Consider the following 19,858-nt stretch of genomic DNA (forward strand, 5'->3'; position numbering starts at 1 on the left):
GCCCGTCCTTTTTGGACGGGCGGGACGCCCATCCCACTTTCAAGAGTGGAAGTTATTTAATTCTCATTCCTGAAGGAACAAGGCACTGATGTTTCCCAAGGCACTGATGTTTCCCAAGGCAGAATGCACTTATGTAGAAAAAAAATTCTCCCACCCCCAGACTCTCCCACTCTCCCCCTCTCCCCCTCTCCGGAGCGAAAAGCCTCAGTCCTTTATCTAGTAAGCAAGAGGCAAGATTTCCGGCAAAAAAGGAACCGCCCGAACAGTAGTCCGGGCGGAGTGTGGTGTGAGGAGTGAACGGAAACATGCGTCTCCGCTTCTTCTATTGTGACATCTCCTTCTCGATAATTCCACAATATTCTGTAAATTTCGAGACTGTGGAACAAATTTTGTCAAGGTATGCTGGTATTCGATCGGTAAATCTACTTACCCATGCCCAACTGCTGAGCTTTTTGATAGACTTTACCCTCAGTCAGCAGAGAAGGAGCAATTACCACCTCCACTTGCTGCATCTCCTTAAGATCCTTAGCGCCCAAGGTACCCATGCTAGTTTTCAGAGCTCCGAGCAAGTTGTGCGTACCGTCATCTAGCACTGCTGGCCCCCGCAAAATTTGCTCCACAGTACCCGTAGTCCCTACGCGAATGCGAGTGCCGCGCGGCAAAACCGGGCTGGGAGTTGCCATCCCCCAGTGAAAGCCGCGGCCAGGAGCTTCGGCGGCCCTGGCAAAGGGCGAACCAATCATCACTCCATCGGCACCACAGGCAATGCACTTGCAGATATCGCCGCCAGTAATTAAACCGCCGTCAGCAATCACCGACACGTATTTACCAGTTTCGCGATAGTAGTCGTCCCGCGCGGCGGCGCAGTCTGCTACCGCTGTGGCTTGGGGAACGCCGACACCCAGTACGCCCCTAGATGTGCAAGCAGCCCCCGGCCCTATGCCCACGAGAATGCCCGCAGCGCCAGTTTTCATTAAATTCAGGGCGACTTCGTAGGTGACGCAGTTGCCCAAAATTACTGGGATCGGCATCTCTTGACAAAATTGAGTTAAGTCTAGAGGCGTGATCGCTTCAGGGGAAAGGAAAGCTGTCGAGACTACAGTTGCTTGCACAAAAAATATATCGGCTCCCGATTCAGCAACCGCCCGGCCGTATTTGCTCGCAGCGGCCGGTGTACCGCTAACGGCCGCAATCCCTCCTCCTGCTTTAATTTCTTTAATTCTGAGCTCGATTAATTCTGGCTTGATGGGTTCGGCATAGAGTTCCTGCATCAGGGAAACAAATTCGTGGTTCCCGACACTGGCGATGCGCTCTAATATTGGCTGGGGATCGGCATAGCGGGTTTGAATTCCTTCTAGGTTGAGCACGCCCATTGCTCCCAATTCCGACAGCAAAATCGCCATGCGGACATCGACTACTCCATCCATGGCGCTGGCGATGATCGGGATTTCTCGATCGATCCCGCCAATCTGCCACTTGGTATCTGCCAAACTCGGGTCGAGGGTGCGCTGTCCTGGTACTAGCGCGATTTCATCTATGCCGTAAGCTCGGCGAGCACTTTTGCCCCGCCCAATTTCAATATTCACGCTGTTTCACTTCCACAATGTATTTAAATTAGAGTAACAAAATCGTAGCCTGTCAGCAGGTAGCGATCGCACGGCTGTCTTTAAAAAAAGCTCGGCACTGATTCTGATTGTATTCTGATTATATGAAATCGAAGGGGATACTTTTCCTCAGCAACGGCCACGGGGAAGACTCGATTAACTGTCAAATTCTCCAAGCTTTGAGAGTATCTGGCGCGGATGTTGATGTTTCGGCAATGCCGATTGTAGGTGACGGGGCTGCTTACCGTCGATCGACCGTGCCCATTATTGGGCCCACCAGTCAAATGCCGTCTGGGGGAGTTTTTTACATGAATCCCCTGTTTTTCCTCAAAGATATTGGGGCGGGGCTGATTGCTTTGACTTGGCAGCAATTGCAAGCTGTTTGGACGGATTCGCGCCGCTGCGATTTGGTGGTGGCGACTGGGGATATTGTCGCCGGGGCGATCGCCCATGCCAGCCACCGCCCCTATATAATTTTTCTATCGGCCCATTCTAGTTATTACGAGGGGCGAGTCGATTTGGGTTTAATCTTGTGGCAGTTGCTTTGCTCAATGTCTGGCGGTTTTTACTAGAGATGCTTTGACTGCTGCTGACTTAAACCGACAGGGTTTAAAAAAAGCTCAGTTTGTCGGCACACCTGTCATGGACAACCTCAATTCTACGGGCAAAGATTTGCAGTTAATACCCGGAGTTCGGACGATCGCCATTCTCCCAGGTTCTCGCCTTCCAGAAGCCACCAACAACCTCGTTTTGCTCCTGGAACTGGTTAAAAAAATTGCTAGTAACTCTACTGTATCAGTGCAGTTTCGGGCAGCTTTAGTTCCAGCTTTGATGCCTGAATTAGATGATATTGCGGCGCTATCCGCATGGCAAATGCGATCGGGCAAGTTAATTCCTCAACACATAAAATCACCGGAAAGGCACCCAAAATTAGGAGTTGAAGTGCTTTGTTATGCAGATGCTTTCGCCGATATTTTGCAGCAGTCGAGTTTAGTAATTGGGATGACTGGAACTGCTGTCGAACAAGCTGTGGGCTTGGGAAAACCTGTAATTGCAGTACCGGGAAAGGGCCCTGCATTTACCTATCGGTTTGCGGAGGCTCAAAATCGGCTTTTAGGTAATTCCGTGCAGGTTATTGGCACACAACCAGCAAATTCTGATATTCTCAAGGAAGCTGCTTTGGCAGTCGATCGCACTTTGCAAGATGATAAATATTTAGCCAGTTGCATTCAAAATGGTTTAGAGAGAATGGGGCGATCGGGCGGCAGCATAAAAATTGCTAATTACGTAACCAACTATCTTGGTTATTGATTGTAGTAGGGTGCGTCAGGTTTGAAATTTTCAAGGGCCACGAAAAGTCTAATTCTGACGCACCATTTATATTATGTCCGGTCGATTACCTCTAATACGGTAGGGGCGGGTTCACGAAAAATATCTGCCAATAATTGACAATCTCTAAAACCCGCCCTTTTAATCGCTCTATCGGACATGATATTATTCCCTGGTGCGTCAGTATGAGATTGTTGATTTGTCGCGAAAATAATTGTCGCTGACGCAGCCTACTGCTATTTCAACAACTCAGAAACAGTTTTAAATTCGTAACCTTTCGACTGCAAATCCTTGACAATCATCTCAGTTGCTGCTACGGTTTTCGAGCGATCGCCCCCGCCGTCGTGCATCACCACAATCGAACCCGATCGCACATTTGCAATCACCCGATTTGCGATATCTTCCGCCGTGAGTGTTTTTTCATAATCGTGGGAATCCACATCCCACATAATCAGTTTTTTGTGCATTTGGGACACCAAATAAGACAAAACTACAAATCGCCTACCCCAAGGCGGCCGAAAACTGATACTATCTTGTTTAACGCCCAACTCTTGCAAAAGTTTATCCGTTTTTTCAATCTCAGACAGCAAAACTTCCCGGGGTTTAAACATCATATCTTTGTGAGAGTAGGAATGGTTTGCCAACTCATCTCCCCTCGCTAAAATCATTTTCACGATTTCTGGATGTTTCTCAATATTGCGGCCGATTTCAAAAAAAGTTGCTTTAACTTGATAGCGGTCTAAGATATCTAAAAGCTGATTTGTATAGGGAGGATATGGCCCGTCATCGTAGGTGAGGGCAACAACTTTCACGTCGGTATCGGCGCGGTTGATGCCGAAATAATTGTGAAACTTAGTAATTTTAATTAACAGCGATACTGCGAAAAGTAACGCTATTGTGAAAAGCAGAAACTTTTGTAAAATTTTACCGATTCGCATAGCTGCACGCACTCGATCGAGAATGAAAGTGGATTGTTGTCAGATTACCACAATTGGGTAACGGGATCCTTAAGCTATTTTATCATTAATTATTGACGGTTACGAAAATTTTCATTTTTGGCGATCGTACAATAGCTAGACGCTTCAAGTGCCAGTACACTTGTACCATACATATAGCGTAAGTAAGTCCAGAGCAAAAAAGCAATAATAAAAGATCCGGAGTTGTGGGGGGTGTAAGGCAAGGATGTATATTCGCAGCGAGTTTACTGTTGCTCTCACCCGCTCCTCCCCATGTTATATTTATTTGTATACTCAACTTTTTTAGGCAGCAATAATTCCCAACATGATTTCACTGCCAGATATCACAATTGTCAGCCAGATTTACGAAAGTGCTAATTCCCTCGTATACCGAGGCATCCTCAAATCAAATCAGCAACCTTTGATTTTGAAACTCCTCAAAGAGGATTACCCCACAGCAGCCGAACTCTACCGCTATCAGCAGGAATACGAAATCACTCGCCTTCTCAACCTAGAGGAAACGATTAAAGCCTACGAACTGCGAAAATACGATAACACACAACTCATGTTGTTGGAAGATTTTGGAGGAGAGTCCTTAAAAATCCTGCTGGATGGCAGTCCCTTGGCATTACCAGAGTTTCTCCACCTAGCCATCCAAATCACAGATGCGTTAGGCAAAGTTCATCAAAAAAATGTCATTCACAAAGATATCAATCCATCTAATATTGTCTTGAATCCTCAAACTGGAAAATTAAAAATTATTGACTTTGGCTTATCTACCATCCTATCCCAAGAGAATCCCAGCCTCAAAAGTCCTAATCTTCTAGAAGGGACATTGGCTTATATGTCTCCAGAACAAACAGGCAGGATGAATCGCTCACTAGACTATCGCACTGACTTTTATTCTCTTGGCGTTACTTTCTATGAACTGCTAACCAACCAGTTGCCTTTTGAATCCGTTGATGCACTTGAGTTAGTCCATTGCCATATTGCAAAACAACCCACTCCACCTCATGAAAATAATCCAGAAATTCCCTTGACTGTCTCAGAAATTGTCATGAAGTTAATGGCCAAAATGGCGGAAGATAGATATCAAAGTGCTTGGGGAATCAACGCAGATTTAAAAACTTGTCTCGCTCAATTTAGAAATGGTAAATTTCAAGCTTTTTCCTTGGGATACCAAGATATTTATCCTCAATTGCAACTCCCTCAAAAACTGTACGGGAGAGAATCACAGATTGAGTCCTTATTGAGTGCCTTTGATCGTCTAGCGTCGAGACAAGAAAAACAAGTAGGGGCTGGTTTAGCAAATAACCTGAGTAACCCAACGACAACTCAGTCACAAAATCGACCCGTAGAGACACAAACTGAACTCATGCTAATTTCGGGATACTCTGGTATTGGTAAATCAGCTTTAGTTCAGGAACTGTATAAGATCATAACTCAAAAAAGCGGCTACTTTATTGCAGGTAAATTTGACCAGTTGCAACGCGATATTCCCTATCAAGCTTTAGTCGCGGCCTTCCAAGAATTGGTGCGACAATTGCTCACCGAAACTGAACCCCAATTACAACATTGGCGAGAGAAGATTCGACGTGCATTAGGAATCAACGGACAAATTATTATTGATGTCATCCCCGAAGTGGAACTGATTATTGGCAAACAGAATCCCGTCCCAGAATTACCTGCAACAGAAGCAAGAAATAGGTTTAATTTAGCTTTTCAAAATTTTATTCAAGTTTTTTGCCAAAAAGAACATCCCCTCGTCCTATTTCTAGACGACCTTCAGTGGACAGACAGCGCTACGTTGCAATTGCTCCAGTTGATCATGACCGATTTTACTACTCAATATCTGTTTGTAATCGGATCTTATCGAGATAACGAAGTCAGTGCAACTCATCCTACTATGCTGACTTTATCTGAGATGAAAAAACAGGGAGTAGTAATTAATCATCTCTCTCTTTCACCATTGAATTTAAGCCAGGTTAATGAATTCATTGCGGATACGCTGAAAACCGAGTGCGTCCCTACGCAAAGATTAGCCGAGTTGGTTTGGCAAAAAACACAAGGAAATCCCTTTTTTATTAAAGAGTTTCTCAAGTCACTTTATACAGAGCAATTGCTGAATTTTGATCCAAATGCTGGGGCTTGGTATTGGGATTTAGAGCAAATTATAACGAGGAATATTACTGATAACGTTGTTGAGTTCATGGCCGATAAAATTCAAACATTATCAGATTCCGCACAAAAAGTTTTACGATTAGCCGCTTGCATTGGCAACCAATTTGATTTAGAAACGCTTTCAATTATTAATGAAACTTCTCAAAAACAAACGGCTGATGAATTATGGAATGCTATTCAAGCAGGATTGATATTACCCCTTGGAGATGATTACAAATTCCTGAAAACAAACCGAGAGGCCAATGACTTAAAAATTACTTATAAATTTGCTCACGATCGCATCCAGCAAGCCGCCTATTCCCTAATTCCCCCAGACGACAAGCAAGCGGTTCACTGGAAAGTCGGGCAACTGTTGTTACAAAATACACCACCACAGGTACTCCAACAAAAGATTTTTGATATTGTCAATCAGCTCAACTTTGGTATTGAAACAATTGACGTTCAGTTAGAAAAAGATAAACTTGCTCCATTAAATCTAATTGCTGGCAAAAAAGCGAAGGCATCAGCAGCTTGGAAACCGGCATGGAATTACTTAAGCATTGGTATAAATTGCCTGAGTGCAGATAGTTGGCTTCGTCAGTATGACCTAAGTCTAGCACTGTATGTGGAAACAGTAGAAGCTGCTATCTTGAGTGGTCACGTTGAGGACATGGAAAAATTGGCTGACATTGTGCTTCAACAAGCTACTTCATTGCTGGACAAAGTGAAAGTCTATGAAGTCAAGATTCAAGCCTATACAGCACAAAACAAACCGTTAGAAGCGATAGAGACGGCACTTTCAGTATTAAAGCTGTTGGGAATTCGCTTTCCCAAGAACCCAAATAAATTAGATATTATCATTGCACTCGCCAGGACAAAGATCGGGCTAGCAGGGAAACGAATCGAGGACTTGATCGACCTGCCAGAAATGACTGATCCTGACAAAATAGCCGCCATGCGTATCCTATCAATTATGCTTTCTGCTGCCTATTTTGCCACACCAGAATTGTTTCCGCTGATCGTGTTTAAACAGGTTAATTTATCAGTAAATTATGGTAATACTCCGGTGTCATCCTATGCTTATGCTACCTACGGACTAATTCTTTCTGGAGAAGTCGTAAACGATGTTAACTCCGGCTATCTATTTGGAAAACTTGCTCTCTTGTTAGTCGATAAATTCAAAGTTGAAGGACTTAAATCTCGGACATTATTTATCTTTAATTACTTTATTAGACATTGGCACGAGCATATTAGGGAAAGCTTAGCCCCTTTGCTAGATGCTTACTTGATTGGACGGGAAACCGGAGATTTAGAATATGCGACTTTTTCAGCCGGCGCATACTGCTACTATTCCCTGGTAGCGGGCCAGGAACTGACAAGGCTGGAACGCGAGATGGCTATGTACAGTAACGCTTTCCTGCAATTTAATCAAGAAACATTCTTTTATTACAATCAACTCCAGTGGCAGGTCGTATTGAACTTAATGGGTCGGGCTGAAAATAAGTGCCGTTTAATCGGTGAAAGCTATGATGAAACAAAAATGCTGCCCATTCATTTGGCGGCGAATACTACAAATATTTGTCACTCTATCTATTTTTTTAAATTATACCTCGGCTATCTTTTTCAAGACTATCAGCAAGCCCTGGAAAATGCCGCCTTGGTTGAAAAAAATATAAACAGTGCTGTGGGCTCTGTTCCTCTTTCTCATTTTTACAATTCCCTTACTCATCTTGCTATATATTTTGATGTTTCTAAATATGAGCAAAAACAAATCCTGAAAAAGGTTGAATCCAATCAGAAAAAGATCGAGAAATGGGCGAGTTCAGCTCCGATGACTCACCTCCATAAATTCTATCTAGTGGAGGCAGAGCGGCATCGAGTTTTGGGTGAAAAGGCTAGGGCGATCGACTACTACGATCGCGCTATTGCCTTAGCGAAAGAACATGAGTACCTCAACGAAGAGGCTTTGGCTAATGAATTGGCTGCCAAATTCTACATCGCTTGGGGAAAAGAGCAAGTTGCCCAAGCCTATATGACAAATGCTTACTACTGCTATTTACGTTGGGGTGCAACAGCTAAAATCACTGATTTGGAACGACAGTATCCAGAACTTTTAAAGCGTTTTACGAAAGCCAATTTGTCGGATAAATCGCGCAACAGCCTGTCTGATACATCTAACAGCATTTCAGGAGAAACCCTGGATTTGGCAGCATTGATGAAAGCATCTGGGGCAATTGCCAGTGAAATTGAGTTGGATAAACTCCTGACGACTTTGATGAGAATCCTGCTGGAAAGTTGCGGGGCACAAAGTGGCTATCTAATTTTAGAGTCTCAAGGACAACTAAGAGTCGAAGCGTCAGGGAATGCTAACTCAAATCAGGTGATAGTGTTGCAATCAACTCCAATAGAAACCTGTTTGCCTTTGTCGATTATTCACTATGTTGAAAGGACTCAGGAAGGACTGATTGAAACCAATGTTGCCCGTGAAGGCAGATTTACCCAAGACGCTTATATCAAAACACAGCAGCCCAAGTCTATCCTTTGCGCTCCTCTGCTCAATCAAGGGCAATTAATTGGAATTGTTTACTTGGAAAATAATTTAGCAGATGGGGTTTTTACACCCGATCGCCTGGAAGTGATTCAATTACTTTCAACTCAGGCCGCGATCGCACTTACCAACGCCAGACTCTACACTCAAGTACAATCGACGCAAAATCGCCTGAATAAATTCCTCAATGCTATTCCCCTGGGCATCTCCGTTCACGACGCCAAAGGACAAATCATCTACACCAATCAAGTTGCACAGAAGTTACTGAATATTCAAGATTTACCAAAAGCCGAAACCGAAAAATTATCACAAACCTATGGCGTTTATCGCGCAGGCACTGGGGAGATGTATCCAGTCGAACAGCTACCCCTAGTGCGATCGCTTGGCGGTGAAACCGCGCAGGCTGATGACTTGGAACTATATCAAAACGAGCGGATTGTTTCTGTAGAATCAACCAGTACGCCCATTTTCGATGACACGGGTAATGTAGAATATGCGATCGCAGCTTTTCAAGATATTAGCGATCGCAAACAAGCCGAAAAAACCCTCATCGAAAATGTCCGCTTAGAACAGGAAATTAGCGATCGCAAAAAAACAGAAGCAGAACTCGAACAAGCAAAAGACGCTGCTGAAGCTGCCAACCTCGCCAAAAGCACTTTCCTTGCCAACATGAGCCACGAATTGCGAACTCCCCTGAACGCCATTCTCGGCTTTTCTCAACTGATGGAGCGGGATACAAATCTGTTAAATGAACAAAAAGAAAACCTCAACATTATTCATCGCAGTGGAGATCATTTATTATCTCTAATTAATCAGGTGCTTGACCTTTCCAAAGTCGAAGCTGGACGCATGACGCTCTCGGAAAATAATTTAAACATCCATCACTTATTAGCTGATATCGAGGATATGTTTGCGTTGAAAGCCAAAGATAAAGGCTTACAATTACGAGTTGAATGTGCTGCCGATGTTCCCAAATACATCTACGCTGATGAAGTTAAGTTACGGCAAGTGCTGATTAACTTAATCGGTAATGCCGTCAAGTTTACCTCTTCTGGAAGCGTGTCTGTAGAAGTAAAAAGTAAAAATGCCAAAGGCAAAAGTGAAGCCGAAACACAAATAACAAACAACCAACAACCAACAACCATTACCTTTGAAATAAAAGATACGGGAGTTGGCATGGCATCAGAGGAATTGAAGCAACTATTCAAGCCCTTCGTGCAAACAGCATCAGGTCAAAAAGTGCAGCAAGGAACCGGATTAGGACTGACGATTAGCCGCCAATTTATCCGCTTGATGGGAGGTGAAATAACTGTCATTAGTGACGGTAAAGCTTTCACTCCCGGAATGCCTCTGGGGGAATTATCTGATGATACAAAGCCTCTACCGACCTCTGGCACAACATTTCAATTTGACATTACTGTGGGCATCGCCGATCGCGCAATTCAAAACCAACCCTACAATCGTCGCGTTGTTGCCTTAGCTCCCAACCAACCCCAATATCGCATCCTAGTGGTGGACGATCGAGATTACAATCGGCAACTGTTAGTTAAACTCCTCAAACCTGTTGGTTTTGAAGTGCAAGAAGCGAGTAACGGTATTGAAGCGCTTGAAATTTGGGATTCATACTCACCCCATCTCATCTGGATGGACATGAGAATGCCCATTATGGATGGGTATGAAGCCACGAAACGCATTAAAGGCACCATTAAAGGTCAAGCTACTGCTGTTATTGCTATTACTGCTAGCGTGTGGGAAGAAGAAAAGGCAGTTATTTTATCGGCTGGTTGTGATGATTTTGTGCGAAAACCGTTCCACACAGAGGCCATCTTTGACATCATGACTAAACATTTGGGCGTCCTTTATATTTATCAGGAGCAAGAGCTACCATCTCCCCCTTCTAATGTGACTGGAGAATCGTTAAATTTCACGGATTTATTAGCAGCGATGTCAAAAGAATGGATAGTAAAATTATATGAAGCAGCTATTAACGCTGATTCGGAATTAGTTTTTCAAATCCTAGAGGAGATTCCTGAATCTCACGCTTTCGAGCTTCACACTCTCAGAAATTGGGTGACGAAGTTTCAGTTTGAGAAGATTCTGGATTTAACTGAACCCTTGGTTGGTGAATGATGATATTTTTAGGAATTACACAGGGGTGGTCAGAAACCGGGTTTTTTTACGAGAAGACGCGTTACAGCCCGTAGATTCGCTAAAAAACCCGGTTTCTAGCAGCCGTGGGAGTGCGTAAGTCCCGTTTATCTCATATGTTGCACCATTCTCCAGAACAGGCTTTCCGGCCTGTTCCACAAAAAGTGCATTTTCTTGTGGGGAGTAGGGGTTGGGCAGGAGAGCCCGCCCATAGAAGGGTTATTGAGAATGGTGCAATATTTCAGGTTTATCCTATTTGATGCTAGTACGCGGTTGGTTCTGTTCCAGAATTGACTTTAATGGCGACTGTTTTAAGTCTGTAAGATCGCGGATGGTAATTGAGCAACCGTCTCCCAATCTCACAGCAGTGAAATAATAGCATTTGCCAAGGTAATGACTTTCTAGATGAACCTCTCCTTCAAGCGATTCTCCAGTCTCAACAACTTCTACTAATAAATCAAACAATCCGGGACTCAATTGATTAAGCAGTTTTTTCAGCACGGGTTCGCCCGCGAGTTCTGTTCGTTTTTTCCCTAAGAGTCTGGCAAAGACAGGGTTAACTACCAAGCAGCGAAAATCTTCAATTTCTCCAGCGATATCTCCCCTCACCGCCTGCACTGCGGCTATTCCATCCAGAGATGAGTTTAGCAAATTTGCCAGCAGGCTGCGAGATTGGTAGGCAATTTCTGCGGTTTGCTGGTGTCGCTCGATTGCTTCTTTAAGCTGGCGTTTTTGGTGCTGGATAGTGACCTGAGTTTCGAGCCTAACTAGCACTTCTTCCGGCTGAAAAGGTTTAGAGATGTAGTCAACTCCCCCTACCTTAAAAGCTTTGACTTTATCAAAAACTTGGTCAAGTGCGCTTAAGAAAATAATCGGAATTTCTGAGGTTTTTTCATCCGATTTGAGGGCTTCGCAGACTTGATAGCCGTCTATGTCTGGCATTTTAATATCCAGCAAGATAGCATCGGGGGGATAATGGCGAACTGTCCTCAAAGCCATCGCACCATTGGTGACACCGCGAACTTTATACCCCTCCTTAGTGAGAAGTTTTGTTAGAAAATTAAGATTTTCTAGGAGGTCATCAACAATTAAAATGTTGCCTTTGCAAGTTCCTAATTCATTGATGTCACTTTCTCCTACCGAATCTATCGTCATAGGTTCGCCTTCGACTTCGGTCTCGGCTAGATCAGTGGTAGTGCTTTGCTTCTCTACCAGAGAGCGGAAGTTATTTTTAGTAACTTTTTCTCCCATTACGTCGGAAATGCGCTGCCAGAGGAGGGAAGATGAATCTTTGATATGTCCTACGCTGAGGTACAAACTGTCAGCAACAGCACTATAAGTTGCGTTTTTCCAAGCAGCTTTTAAGATTTCCTGCTCAAGAAAATTTAACGGTTTACTGGTTTTGGACTCTAAGGCTGATTCGATAAATTCTAGAGCTTGTTCAAAAGTCATATACAAATCAATCTCATCGGGTAAGGTTTTTCAGTTTTGCACCCTAGCTTTGAGTTATACACCGTACTAAGTCGGTGGAGAAATTCCTAATAGTTATTATGACAGACTTATTGACACTTACGCTCCTGGACGATCGCCCCCGATCGTGATTCCACCTTGTCGCAACCGGAAAAAGGCGATCGCGCCCCCCTAATTCTTTGTGAGGGCGATCGGCTTAAACCCTTTAATTGCAAGGCTTTTAAGTTTCTTGTCACCCCGTCAACGCCTACGACATCGAGTCTTTGACATATATAAAGCTCTTAACAAATCTGAAAAACGGGTTCATTTTTCATAAATCTGAGTTCGCTACCTAGCGGAGAACCGTATAACTCACTACCAAGGCTTGTATTTATCCAAAAGACAAGCCTTGATTAGTTTTTATATGGTCAAGTAAAAACATCCGCCGATTAGCGCAGACAATTACATTAATTTTCAGTATTATTACTGATGTATTTTAGCACGTCATATGTTATGCCTCAGAAATAGACCAATTAGGCAACGACCCGCCTTTACGATCCGACTTTTCCGACTTGCTTGATTCCCTTTACTATAACATAGTATTGAATAGCATCTACCAAAAGACATAAAAAAATACCAGTCATGCTGTTGATCTGCTCTATAGATAGATAGTAAAACCAGGGCGTCCGACTTTTCCGACTTTATGATCCGACTTTTCCGACTTTATGATCCGACTTTTCCGACTTGCTTTATCCGGATTGTTTACACATACTATTGAATAGCACCCACCCAAAGACATAGAAAGGTAGCGATCGATCTGTTTACCTGCTCTATCTAAAGGTAGAGGCTAGCACCAGTCAGGTTATCTATCTGCTCTACAGGCTGCAGGTAGCAGTGATCTTACCTAGTAACCAGTTCTTGGAGAGAACTTTCTTAACCAGCCAATCGATGGGTTTGCTCAATGAGCTGACATCGATCTAATTTTCCAAGCTGAGTTCCTCGCTGCAGAGCATACAAACTCCCCAAATTGCAGCTCAATTTCTGTGGAAATTTATAGCCTTTAGAAGGATAAATTGTTTCATTTATGAACCCGTTAATAGTGGCGGGAAAATTAGATTCTTTAAGTCAGATAGATCAGTATGTCCTCGCGGTAGCAGCGGAAGCTGAGCTGAAAAAAAAAGCATCTTACGGGCTGCGCCTAGCAGTCGCTGAAATGGCCACAAATATCATCATTCACGGTTATGAAGAATCGGGCAGAGAGGGGAATTTGGAGTTGTGCGCCGAACTCAGCGATCGAAATTTGACAATTGTTATTGAGGATACAGGAGTCACTTACGATCCCATCGAGCAAGCCCTACCTAGTGATTTGGATAAACACCTGCACGAAAAAAGTATTGGAGGGCTAGGAGTTTATCTGGCTATCCAAGGCGTAGATAAATTTTCTTACGACCGGGTATAAAATCGCACTCGCAATATATTTACGGTCGAGCGGAAAGGTAATAGATAGGAAAGGGCATCCCGGCGTTCAAATCGGCCTAATTTCCAACTAGAGAAGCCATACTGCTTTTTGATTGAGCGACGTATAAAAACAGGAGTACGACTGTGGGTTCTTACGTTAAACAGACTAATCCAGACAATTTAGAGAGCTCTCTTTTAAGGTAACGCCTCATGGAAAATTACAAAAATGCCGTTTTGGATGATTTAGCCCTCCAAGAAGGACTGAAGAAAATAAACCCCAAAGTGGGTTATTTTGTGACAAGAGTGGCTGGAGAAGCTTGGGGGCTGCCGCTCATCGATCAAAAGACAAAAGCTCTCATCACCATTGCTGTAGATGTAGTGAATCAGGATCAAGTTGGCCCTGGGAACCCCTTTGGAGCTCACGTCTCTATGGCTCTCAACCAGGGAGCTACTTATGAGGAGATTGAAGAATTACTGCTGTTTATGTGCATTTATGCTGGCTTCAATAAAGTAGCTGGTTGTTTTGGGGTGTTGAATGAGATAGTCGCTCAGATGCGATCGGCTTAGTGGCTAATTTATATGTCGATCGCAGATTCCTCACCCGTCCATTTATCATGACTCATGACTCAGCAGTCATAATTCCTGCTTTCATCACTTATGCAAACTCAGGTAGCAAGTTAAATCGATCCTGTGGAAAAAAGTTAATACTTTATTCACAGTTAAGAAACAGATTGCTTTACTACTAGCATTTAGGATTGCTACCGGAATTGCTGTTATAGCAGTTTTTCTTCCTTTCCAAGTTTTCGCTCACACTTCCCATAGCGATGGTACAAACACTACAAATATTCAAGGGTTGAGTTTTCCCAAGATGATCACAGATAAAAATCCAGCTTTAATTTTAGGGGGTGGTGAAACATTTGCTTTTGTTAAAACAGGCAAAACCACTTGCGGACAGTACGCAATGGCAGAAGCAGTGGTTGCAGCAGGAGGCGGCCCACCTCCCCATATTCACCATCATGCAAATGAGTGGTTTTACTTTCCAAATGGGGGTATAACGCTGATGCACGGTAGTACGCTTTACCAAGAAATGAAAGATATCCCAGGAGTAACTGCGCCTCAAGAAAGCCTGCATTTGGAAACCGTTAAACCCGGTAGTGTTTATTACAGTCCTAAGCAATATGTGCATGGATTTGTGAATAATTCAACCGAACCGAGGAAATTGACATTTGTCTGGACTCCCGATGAGGATAAAGTCGGCATTTCTAATTACTTTTTAGCCGTTGGTCAAAAAGTTTTAGACCGAGCGAATCCACCAGCCGTTAATCCTGAAAATAGAGCGCGATACGTCAGCGAAGGGCCTAAATACGAAATTAACCAAAGCGCACACTTTTGGGAATATGTAGACTCGGTTGACTATAACTTCCCCAAAATGGAATCACACCTAGATGAATTACAGGCTTTATTAGCTCCTGATATTGAAGGAGGAAAGGGTAGAAACTGTAAATAATTAACTCACCAACTTAATTCATGGTTATAGCCATAATTTGCTACTTTCTCAGTGAGTATTAAAGCCACCCCCAGCAAAAGGAGCTATGATTTCACAGCTAAAAAAGAACTTGAATTTGCAACACATAAAACTAATCAACAAAATTATTGGAGTCAGAAACTATGGCCGGTTCCCATCAAGCACATACTGATAATACAGTGATAGCTCAGCCTATTCTGGCGAGTCAGCCTACTCTGGCGAGTCAGCCCACTTTTGCAAGTCAGGCTCAAGCCGTCACTTATCAGTTTACTAACGCTACAACAAAGAATTTTCAGGACTTAATCCCCCCTACCAGTGGCGGTTTACTGAAAAACTTATTAGATACAACGGATAATGAAACCGCTTTTAGCAGTCAAAATGGATTGCTAAAGCTCAACCTCACTATGGGGTACACCAATCAGGTAAAAATTGATGGTTTAGGTGTTTTACAAGATAATCCAGAACCTGCCGGTCAAGGAGAAACATCTAAGCCCCGCTTGATGACCTATAACGGCTCTTGGATCGGCCCTACTTTAATTGCCAATCCGGGCGATCGCTTAGATTTATCTATCCAAAACCAATTAGGCGAAGCCACTAATTTTCATTCTCACGGTCTTCATGTTTCTCCATTAGGACAAGGCGATAATGTTTTAATTCAGATTGATCCTCAAGAAACATGGAATACCGTAATTGATATTCCTGACGATCATTTTACAGGAACGAATTGGTATCATCCCCATTTACATGAAAAAACTGATGCACAAGTTCAAGGAGGATTGAGCGGGCTATTAGCCATCGATCCTAACAAAGAAATTAAGAAATACGAAGGGTTAGAAAATGCTCCTCTGAAAATTTTTGGTCTGAAAAGCATTTATTACGACAAAGCATCTTCTAATCCCGCTGAGGGCGTTTACAAAATTGGCCAGCCCTCTCCCCCAACAGGCGGAATATTGGACAATGTGATTTATAGCGTTAATGAGCAATACAATCCCACCGTCACTATGAATACAGGTGAGTGGCAGGTGTGGACGATGGCTAATTTAGGCAATAATAGTTGGTTTAACATCAAGTTAGTGGACGAAACGGGTAAAAACGATCAACCGCTGTACATTATTGGCAATGATGGTGATAACGGTGTTATTCAGACTCCTTCACAAACCGATACCATTTTTGTGCCACCAGGAAAGCGGATGACTGTCTTGGCAAGGGTGTCTCAGCCTGGAAAATATTACCTCCTCAATAATGCTTCCGAAGCCATCACTCCCATTGACCCTAATAAAACACCGAATGGTTATTTTGATTTTTTAACACCTAATGGGTATTTAAATGATGGGCATTTGAAGCATCCGCAAGCAGTTATTGGAACAGTAGAAGTGGCAGGTCAACCTGCCCCAGCAGATGTTGCACCTCCGCAACTCCAAAAAGCTTTACCCTCATCTGAGGGTTCAAAATTACTGGCTGCCACACCAGATAATTATGGGCAATCTGATGGTGCAAAATTACTCGCTGCCACACCAGATAATTATCGGCAATTAGAATTTAAAACTCAAGAGAAACCCCAAGGAGGTAAACCAGATTTTCTAATTAATGGGGAAAAGTGGCCAAATGTTCCTGTGATTATGCCGATGTTGGATACAGTGGAAGAATGGAAGCTGGTTAACGCCTCGGGAGACAAGGGGATTGTAGAGTGGCATCCGTTTCACATCCACCAAAATGACTTTACAATTAAGTCGATTAATGATGTTCTCCTCACAGATTTATCGGATTTTGTACGGGATACTGTGGCCTTGTCTCCACCTTATAAACCTGGAACTTCTACAGAACAAAATCCCTTTGGAACTCCACAAGTTAATGGCGACCCCACTAAAGTTGTCATCCGTATGGGGTTCAAGGATTTTCCAGGAGCCTATGTTTATCACTGCCATATTTTGAGTCACGAAGATTCCGGGATGATGGGAACAGTGCGAGTAATTCTCAATACCGAGAAGACATGGTTAGCCTCAGACAGTCAGCCTGGAGAGAAGGGAATTGTCAATCTTTACAATGCGGCAGATAGGAACAAACGCAGTCAGTTGTTGCCTTTTGGCGAAAATTACCAAGGAGGAATTAAAACCGCTGTTGGTGATATTAACCGAGATAATGTTACGGATATTGTCACGGCCCAAACCTCCGGTAATAATCCCACCATTAAAGTCTATGACGGTAAAAGCTTAGCCGGGTTCAGAGAATTTCAACCCTTTAGCGGTAGCGGTCAGAGACAGGTTTCTGTAGCGGTCGGAGATGTCAACGGCGATGGTTACGGGGATGTGATTGCAGCTAGCCGTCAAGAAGTCAAAATTTACAGCGGTCAAGACAATAATGTTCTATACAGCTTGCAGAATCTTTTTGGTACGAACTACGAGGGAGAAGTTCGGGTAGCTGCAGGAGATGTGACTGGGGATAATTTTGATGATATTATTCTCACCCAAGGCGAAGGAGGAACCGGCAGAGTCTTAATTTATGATGGATTAGCTCTAGGAAAAAATTCCCAAACTGCACCCATAGAATATAAGCCTTTTGGTGATAATTTTCAAGGTGCTTTAAACGTCACTACGGGTTATCTTTTGGCAAAACAAAGCCACCAAGCTAACCTAATTGTTGCCACTGACTCTCCCAGCAATAACAATCAAGTTCACATTGCTAGCTATAATAATGGAGAAGGTCATGGAGCTTCCCATTCTGAAAAAGTTGCTCCCCATTTTCATCGAGCTACAGAGTTCACTGACTTCAGCATCAATAAAAAATTAGACAAAATTAGTGGCTCTTTTGCTGACCTGAGTAAAGGGCGAGGAAAACCGATTTTAATGTACGAAGGGAACGATAAGTTAGAGCTACTTCACTTGGATGAGAAGAATCAACCGATATTCGAGGATGGCTCCTTTTCCGAGGCTCGTGACATAACACTTTACGGCAGTCAGGAGCATAATTACTTACAAGGTGGCGCGGGGAATGATGCCCTCTATGGAGGCAAAGGCAACGACACACTTATCGGAGGACAAGGTAATGATTTTATATCGGGAGAAAAAGGCGACGATCTGTTGACTGGAGGAGCGGGAAAAGATATATTTGAAATAGCTGTGCCGCTGGGTTTTAATAATAGTAATAATCCACTCGGTTCTATCAGTGGTTCTATCAGTGGTTTCGACACCATCACAGACTTCAACGTGAAAGAGGATTTAATTCAGTTGTCTAGTGGTGTCAGGTTTGACGATATATCCCTACAAGATGTAGAGCAAAATGTCGTCTTAAAACTCAAAAATAGCGGCCTAGCAATCGCACAATTGAATAATGTAACATCTTCTAGCTTAAGCAGTGCTAAATTTAACATTTTTTAGGCTTATGCTCAGCTCAATTTCCGCCACCAATTCAAAACTCTTTGGGAGTTTAGACTAAGCACGTCTTAAAGCGCGGTTAGATTTAAACTTAAGAACGGCAATGGGATCTGGTGAAGAGCTATGAGGCTCAACCACTAGCATAGATCCCAGCGACCGTTGACGTTCTCTTCGGCTGACAACCTCAAAAAAAAACTGTCTGCGATAGTTTCAAGAGACAGTGTAAGGGTAGAAAATTGAGAATTCAACAAAAAATCTCAAATCTACCTGCATGAAGTTTGAACAATTACAGGAATTTCGTCAACTTGCTTATGAATGCCTCGGCAATGCCTGCATATGCCACTTTTGAACTAGTAGATGCGGTGATGACGACTCGCCACGTCTCATGTGCGAGGAGATTTGGCTCGCTCGTCCTTTATTTCGGCGTGAGTGTAAGAGCGTTTATGAAGCGCTGCAAGATTCTAGACCCTACCCGTGAAAAATTGATGCAATTATACATTCAACAGATGTCACAAGTGGAACGCCCACTATTGGCGATAGATCATACAGCATGGTTGAGACCCCATGCACCTACCCTCAAAGAGCGGACCTATGAACATCAACCCCGATTGTTTCCCAACTACGCTTCAACGAGCAGAGTAATGTTGTCAAGTCTCACGACGCGAACAACTTCACCGGGTTGCAAAGTTATTTCTCGTTAGCGAAGCCCTCAAAGAGGATCGCACTTCGTCGGCCACCAACTGTTTTGGAAACGAACGCGACCGCATTCTTGAGGGCGAATTTGTTCATCCACGATCGCTGTTTCAACATCGTTAATAGACATAGCTGCTTGCTCCTGAATATAAACTCGACTTGATTTGTGAGGATTTCAGAAGCTTGTCTGTCAACTTCCCCTCCACACTCAACAGTGTCAATTCTGATTATTATTTGAGCGGTTTATACAGTATTTTAGGCATTTGCTACCGGATATTATGCGAAATAAATCAATCCATACAATGCCATTAAATATCAGAAATCTAAGCCACTAAATCTTGGCAAATTATAGCGAAAAACAGCGAAAGTGAAAACAGCAAACAAGCAAATCTGGAATTCTGGAAAGTTAACGCTGCAATTAATATAGGTTTTTGTCAAATAGAAATGCGGGAATTATAATCAGCTAGGGAGATATTTGTCAAGCTGAAAAATTCGCGGTATGCAATCGGGATTAATAGCTATTCGATCGATGTCGGGTTAGCTTAGGATCGCGAATTAAATAACTTACAATTTTAATTGTTATTGTGGGATGGGCGTCCCGCCCGTCCTTTTTGGAC

11 protein-coding genes are annotated in these 19,858 nt (G+C 43.2%); 7 read left to right on the forward strand and 4 right to left on the reverse strand.

The genetic code is table 11. The features are described from left to right. Positions 1 to 422 precede the first annotated feature (422 nt). A complete protein-coding gene (locus QUB10_RS30800; RefSeq protein WP_333206962.1) occupies positions 423 to 1,586 on the reverse strand; it encodes a GuaB3 family IMP dehydrogenase-related protein in 1,164 nt (387 codons plus the stop codon). Between the two features lie 122 nt (positions 1,587 to 1,708). Between QUB10_RS30800 and QUB10_RS30805 the strand changes: the two genes are divergently transcribed. Continuing rightward, positions 1,709 to 2,176 (forward strand): hypothetical protein, encoded by a 468-nt coding sequence (locus QUB10_RS30805; protein WP_333206963.1) that lies wholly within the window; start codon positions 1,709 to 1,711, stop codon positions 2,174 to 2,176. Positions 2,177 to 2,183: 7 nt separating this feature from the next. Continuing rightward, complete coding sequence (locus QUB10_RS30810; protein WP_333206964.1) at positions 2,184 to 2,915, forward strand: lipid-A-disaccharide synthase-related protein; 732 nt, start codon at positions 2,184 to 2,186, stop codon at positions 2,913 to 2,915. A gap of 254 nt (positions 2,916 to 3,169) precedes the next feature. Here the strand turns inward: QUB10_RS30810 and QUB10_RS30815 are convergent, their stop codons facing one another. After that, complete coding sequence (locus QUB10_RS30815; protein ID WP_333206965.1) at positions 3,170 to 3,871, reverse strand: polysaccharide deacetylase family protein; 702 nt, start codon at positions 3,869 to 3,871, stop codon at positions 3,170 to 3,172. A gap of 343 nt (positions 3,872 to 4,214) precedes the next feature. Here QUB10_RS30815 and QUB10_RS30820 point away from each other — a divergent pair, with 343 nt between their 5' ends. After that, positions 4,215 to 10,727, forward strand: coding sequence for an AAA family ATPase (locus tag QUB10_RS30820; protein WP_333206966.1), 6,513 nt, complete (start codon positions 4,215 to 4,217; stop codon positions 10,725 to 10,727). A 270-nt stretch (positions 10,728 to 10,997) separates the two neighbouring features. On the opposite strand, the gene QUB10_RS30825 is transcribed toward QUB10_RS30820, so the two are convergent. Both QUB10_RS30825 and QUB10_RS30830 read right to left on the reverse strand, forming a co-directional pair. Further along, on the reverse strand, positions 10,998 to 12,197 hold the full coding sequence (locus tag QUB10_RS30825; protein WP_333206967.1) for a response regulator: 1,200 nt from the start codon (positions 12,195 to 12,197) through the stop codon (positions 10,998 to 11,000). Positions 12,198 to 12,304: 107 nt separating this feature from the next. Continuing rightward, entirely contained in the window at positions 12,305 to 12,451 is a 147-nt protein-coding gene (locus QUB10_RS30830; RefSeq protein WP_333206968.1) for a hypothetical protein, read from the reverse strand. An 827-nt stretch (positions 12,452 to 13,278) separates the two neighbouring features. Here QUB10_RS30830 and QUB10_RS30835 point away from each other — a divergent pair. From QUB10_RS30835 to QUB10_RS30850, 4 genes are all read left to right on the forward strand, one after another. After that, positions 13,279 to 13,653, forward strand: a complete 375-nt coding sequence (locus tag QUB10_RS30835) for an ATP-binding protein (RefSeq protein WP_333206969.1) — start codon at positions 13,279 to 13,281, stop codon at positions 13,651 to 13,653. A 209-nt stretch (positions 13,654 to 13,862) separates the two neighbouring features. Then, positions 13,863 to 14,219: a carboxymuconolactone decarboxylase family protein gene (locus QUB10_RS30840; protein WP_333206970.1), complete on the forward strand. Its 357-nt coding sequence runs from the start codon at positions 13,863 to 13,865 to the stop codon at positions 14,217 to 14,219. Positions 14,220 to 14,520: 301 nt separating this feature from the next. Next, positions 14,521 to 15,159: a cupin domain-containing protein gene (locus tag QUB10_RS30845; RefSeq protein WP_333206971.1), complete on the forward strand. Its 639-nt coding sequence runs from the start codon at positions 14,521 to 14,523 to the stop codon at positions 15,157 to 15,159. A 161-nt stretch (positions 15,160 to 15,320) separates the two neighbouring features. Next, the gene (locus tag QUB10_RS30850) at positions 15,321 to 18,551 is read left to right on the forward strand and encodes a multicopper oxidase domain-containing protein (protein ID WP_333206972.1); all 3,231 of its coding nucleotides are present in this window, start codon (positions 15,321 to 15,323) and stop codon (positions 18,549 to 18,551) included. The last annotated feature ends 1,307 nt before the right edge of the window (positions 18,552 to 19,858 follow it).

This window comes from Microcoleus sp. B5-D4, assembly GCF_036705145.1.
GTDB lineage: Bacteria > Cyanobacteriota > Cyanobacteriia > Cyanobacteriales > Microcoleaceae > Microcoleus.

Excerpts from the sequence above, each read along its gene's own strand:
- QUB10_RS30805 (WP_333206963.1), top strand. The coding sequence starts at position 1,709 with ATGAAATCGAAGGGGATACTTTTCCTCAGCAACGGCCACGGGGAAGAC.
- QUB10_RS30815 (WP_333206965.1), bottom strand. The coding sequence starts at position 3,871 with ATGCGAATCGGTAAAATTTTACAAAAGTTTCTGCTTTTCACAATAGCG.
- QUB10_RS30820 (WP_333206966.1), top strand. The coding sequence starts at position 4,215 with ATGATTTCACTGCCAGATATCACAATTGTCAGCCAGATTTACGAAAGT.
- QUB10_RS30825 (WP_333206967.1), bottom strand. The coding sequence starts at position 12,197 with ATGACTTTTGAACAAGCTCTAGAATTTATCGAATCAGCCTTAGAGTCC.
- QUB10_RS30835 (WP_333206969.1), top strand. The coding sequence starts at position 13,279 with ATGAACCCGTTAATAGTGGCGGGAAAATTAGATTCTTTAAGTCAGATA.
- QUB10_RS30840 (WP_333206970.1), top strand. The coding sequence starts at position 13,863 with ATGGAAAATTACAAAAATGCCGTTTTGGATGATTTAGCCCTCCAAGAA.
- QUB10_RS30845 (WP_333206971.1), top strand. The coding sequence starts at position 14,521 with ATGATCACAGATAAAAATCCAGCTTTAATTTTAGGGGGTGGTGAAACA.
- QUB10_RS30850 (WP_333206972.1), top strand. The coding sequence starts at position 15,321 with ATGGCCGGTTCCCATCAAGCACATACTGATAATACAGTGATAGCTCAG.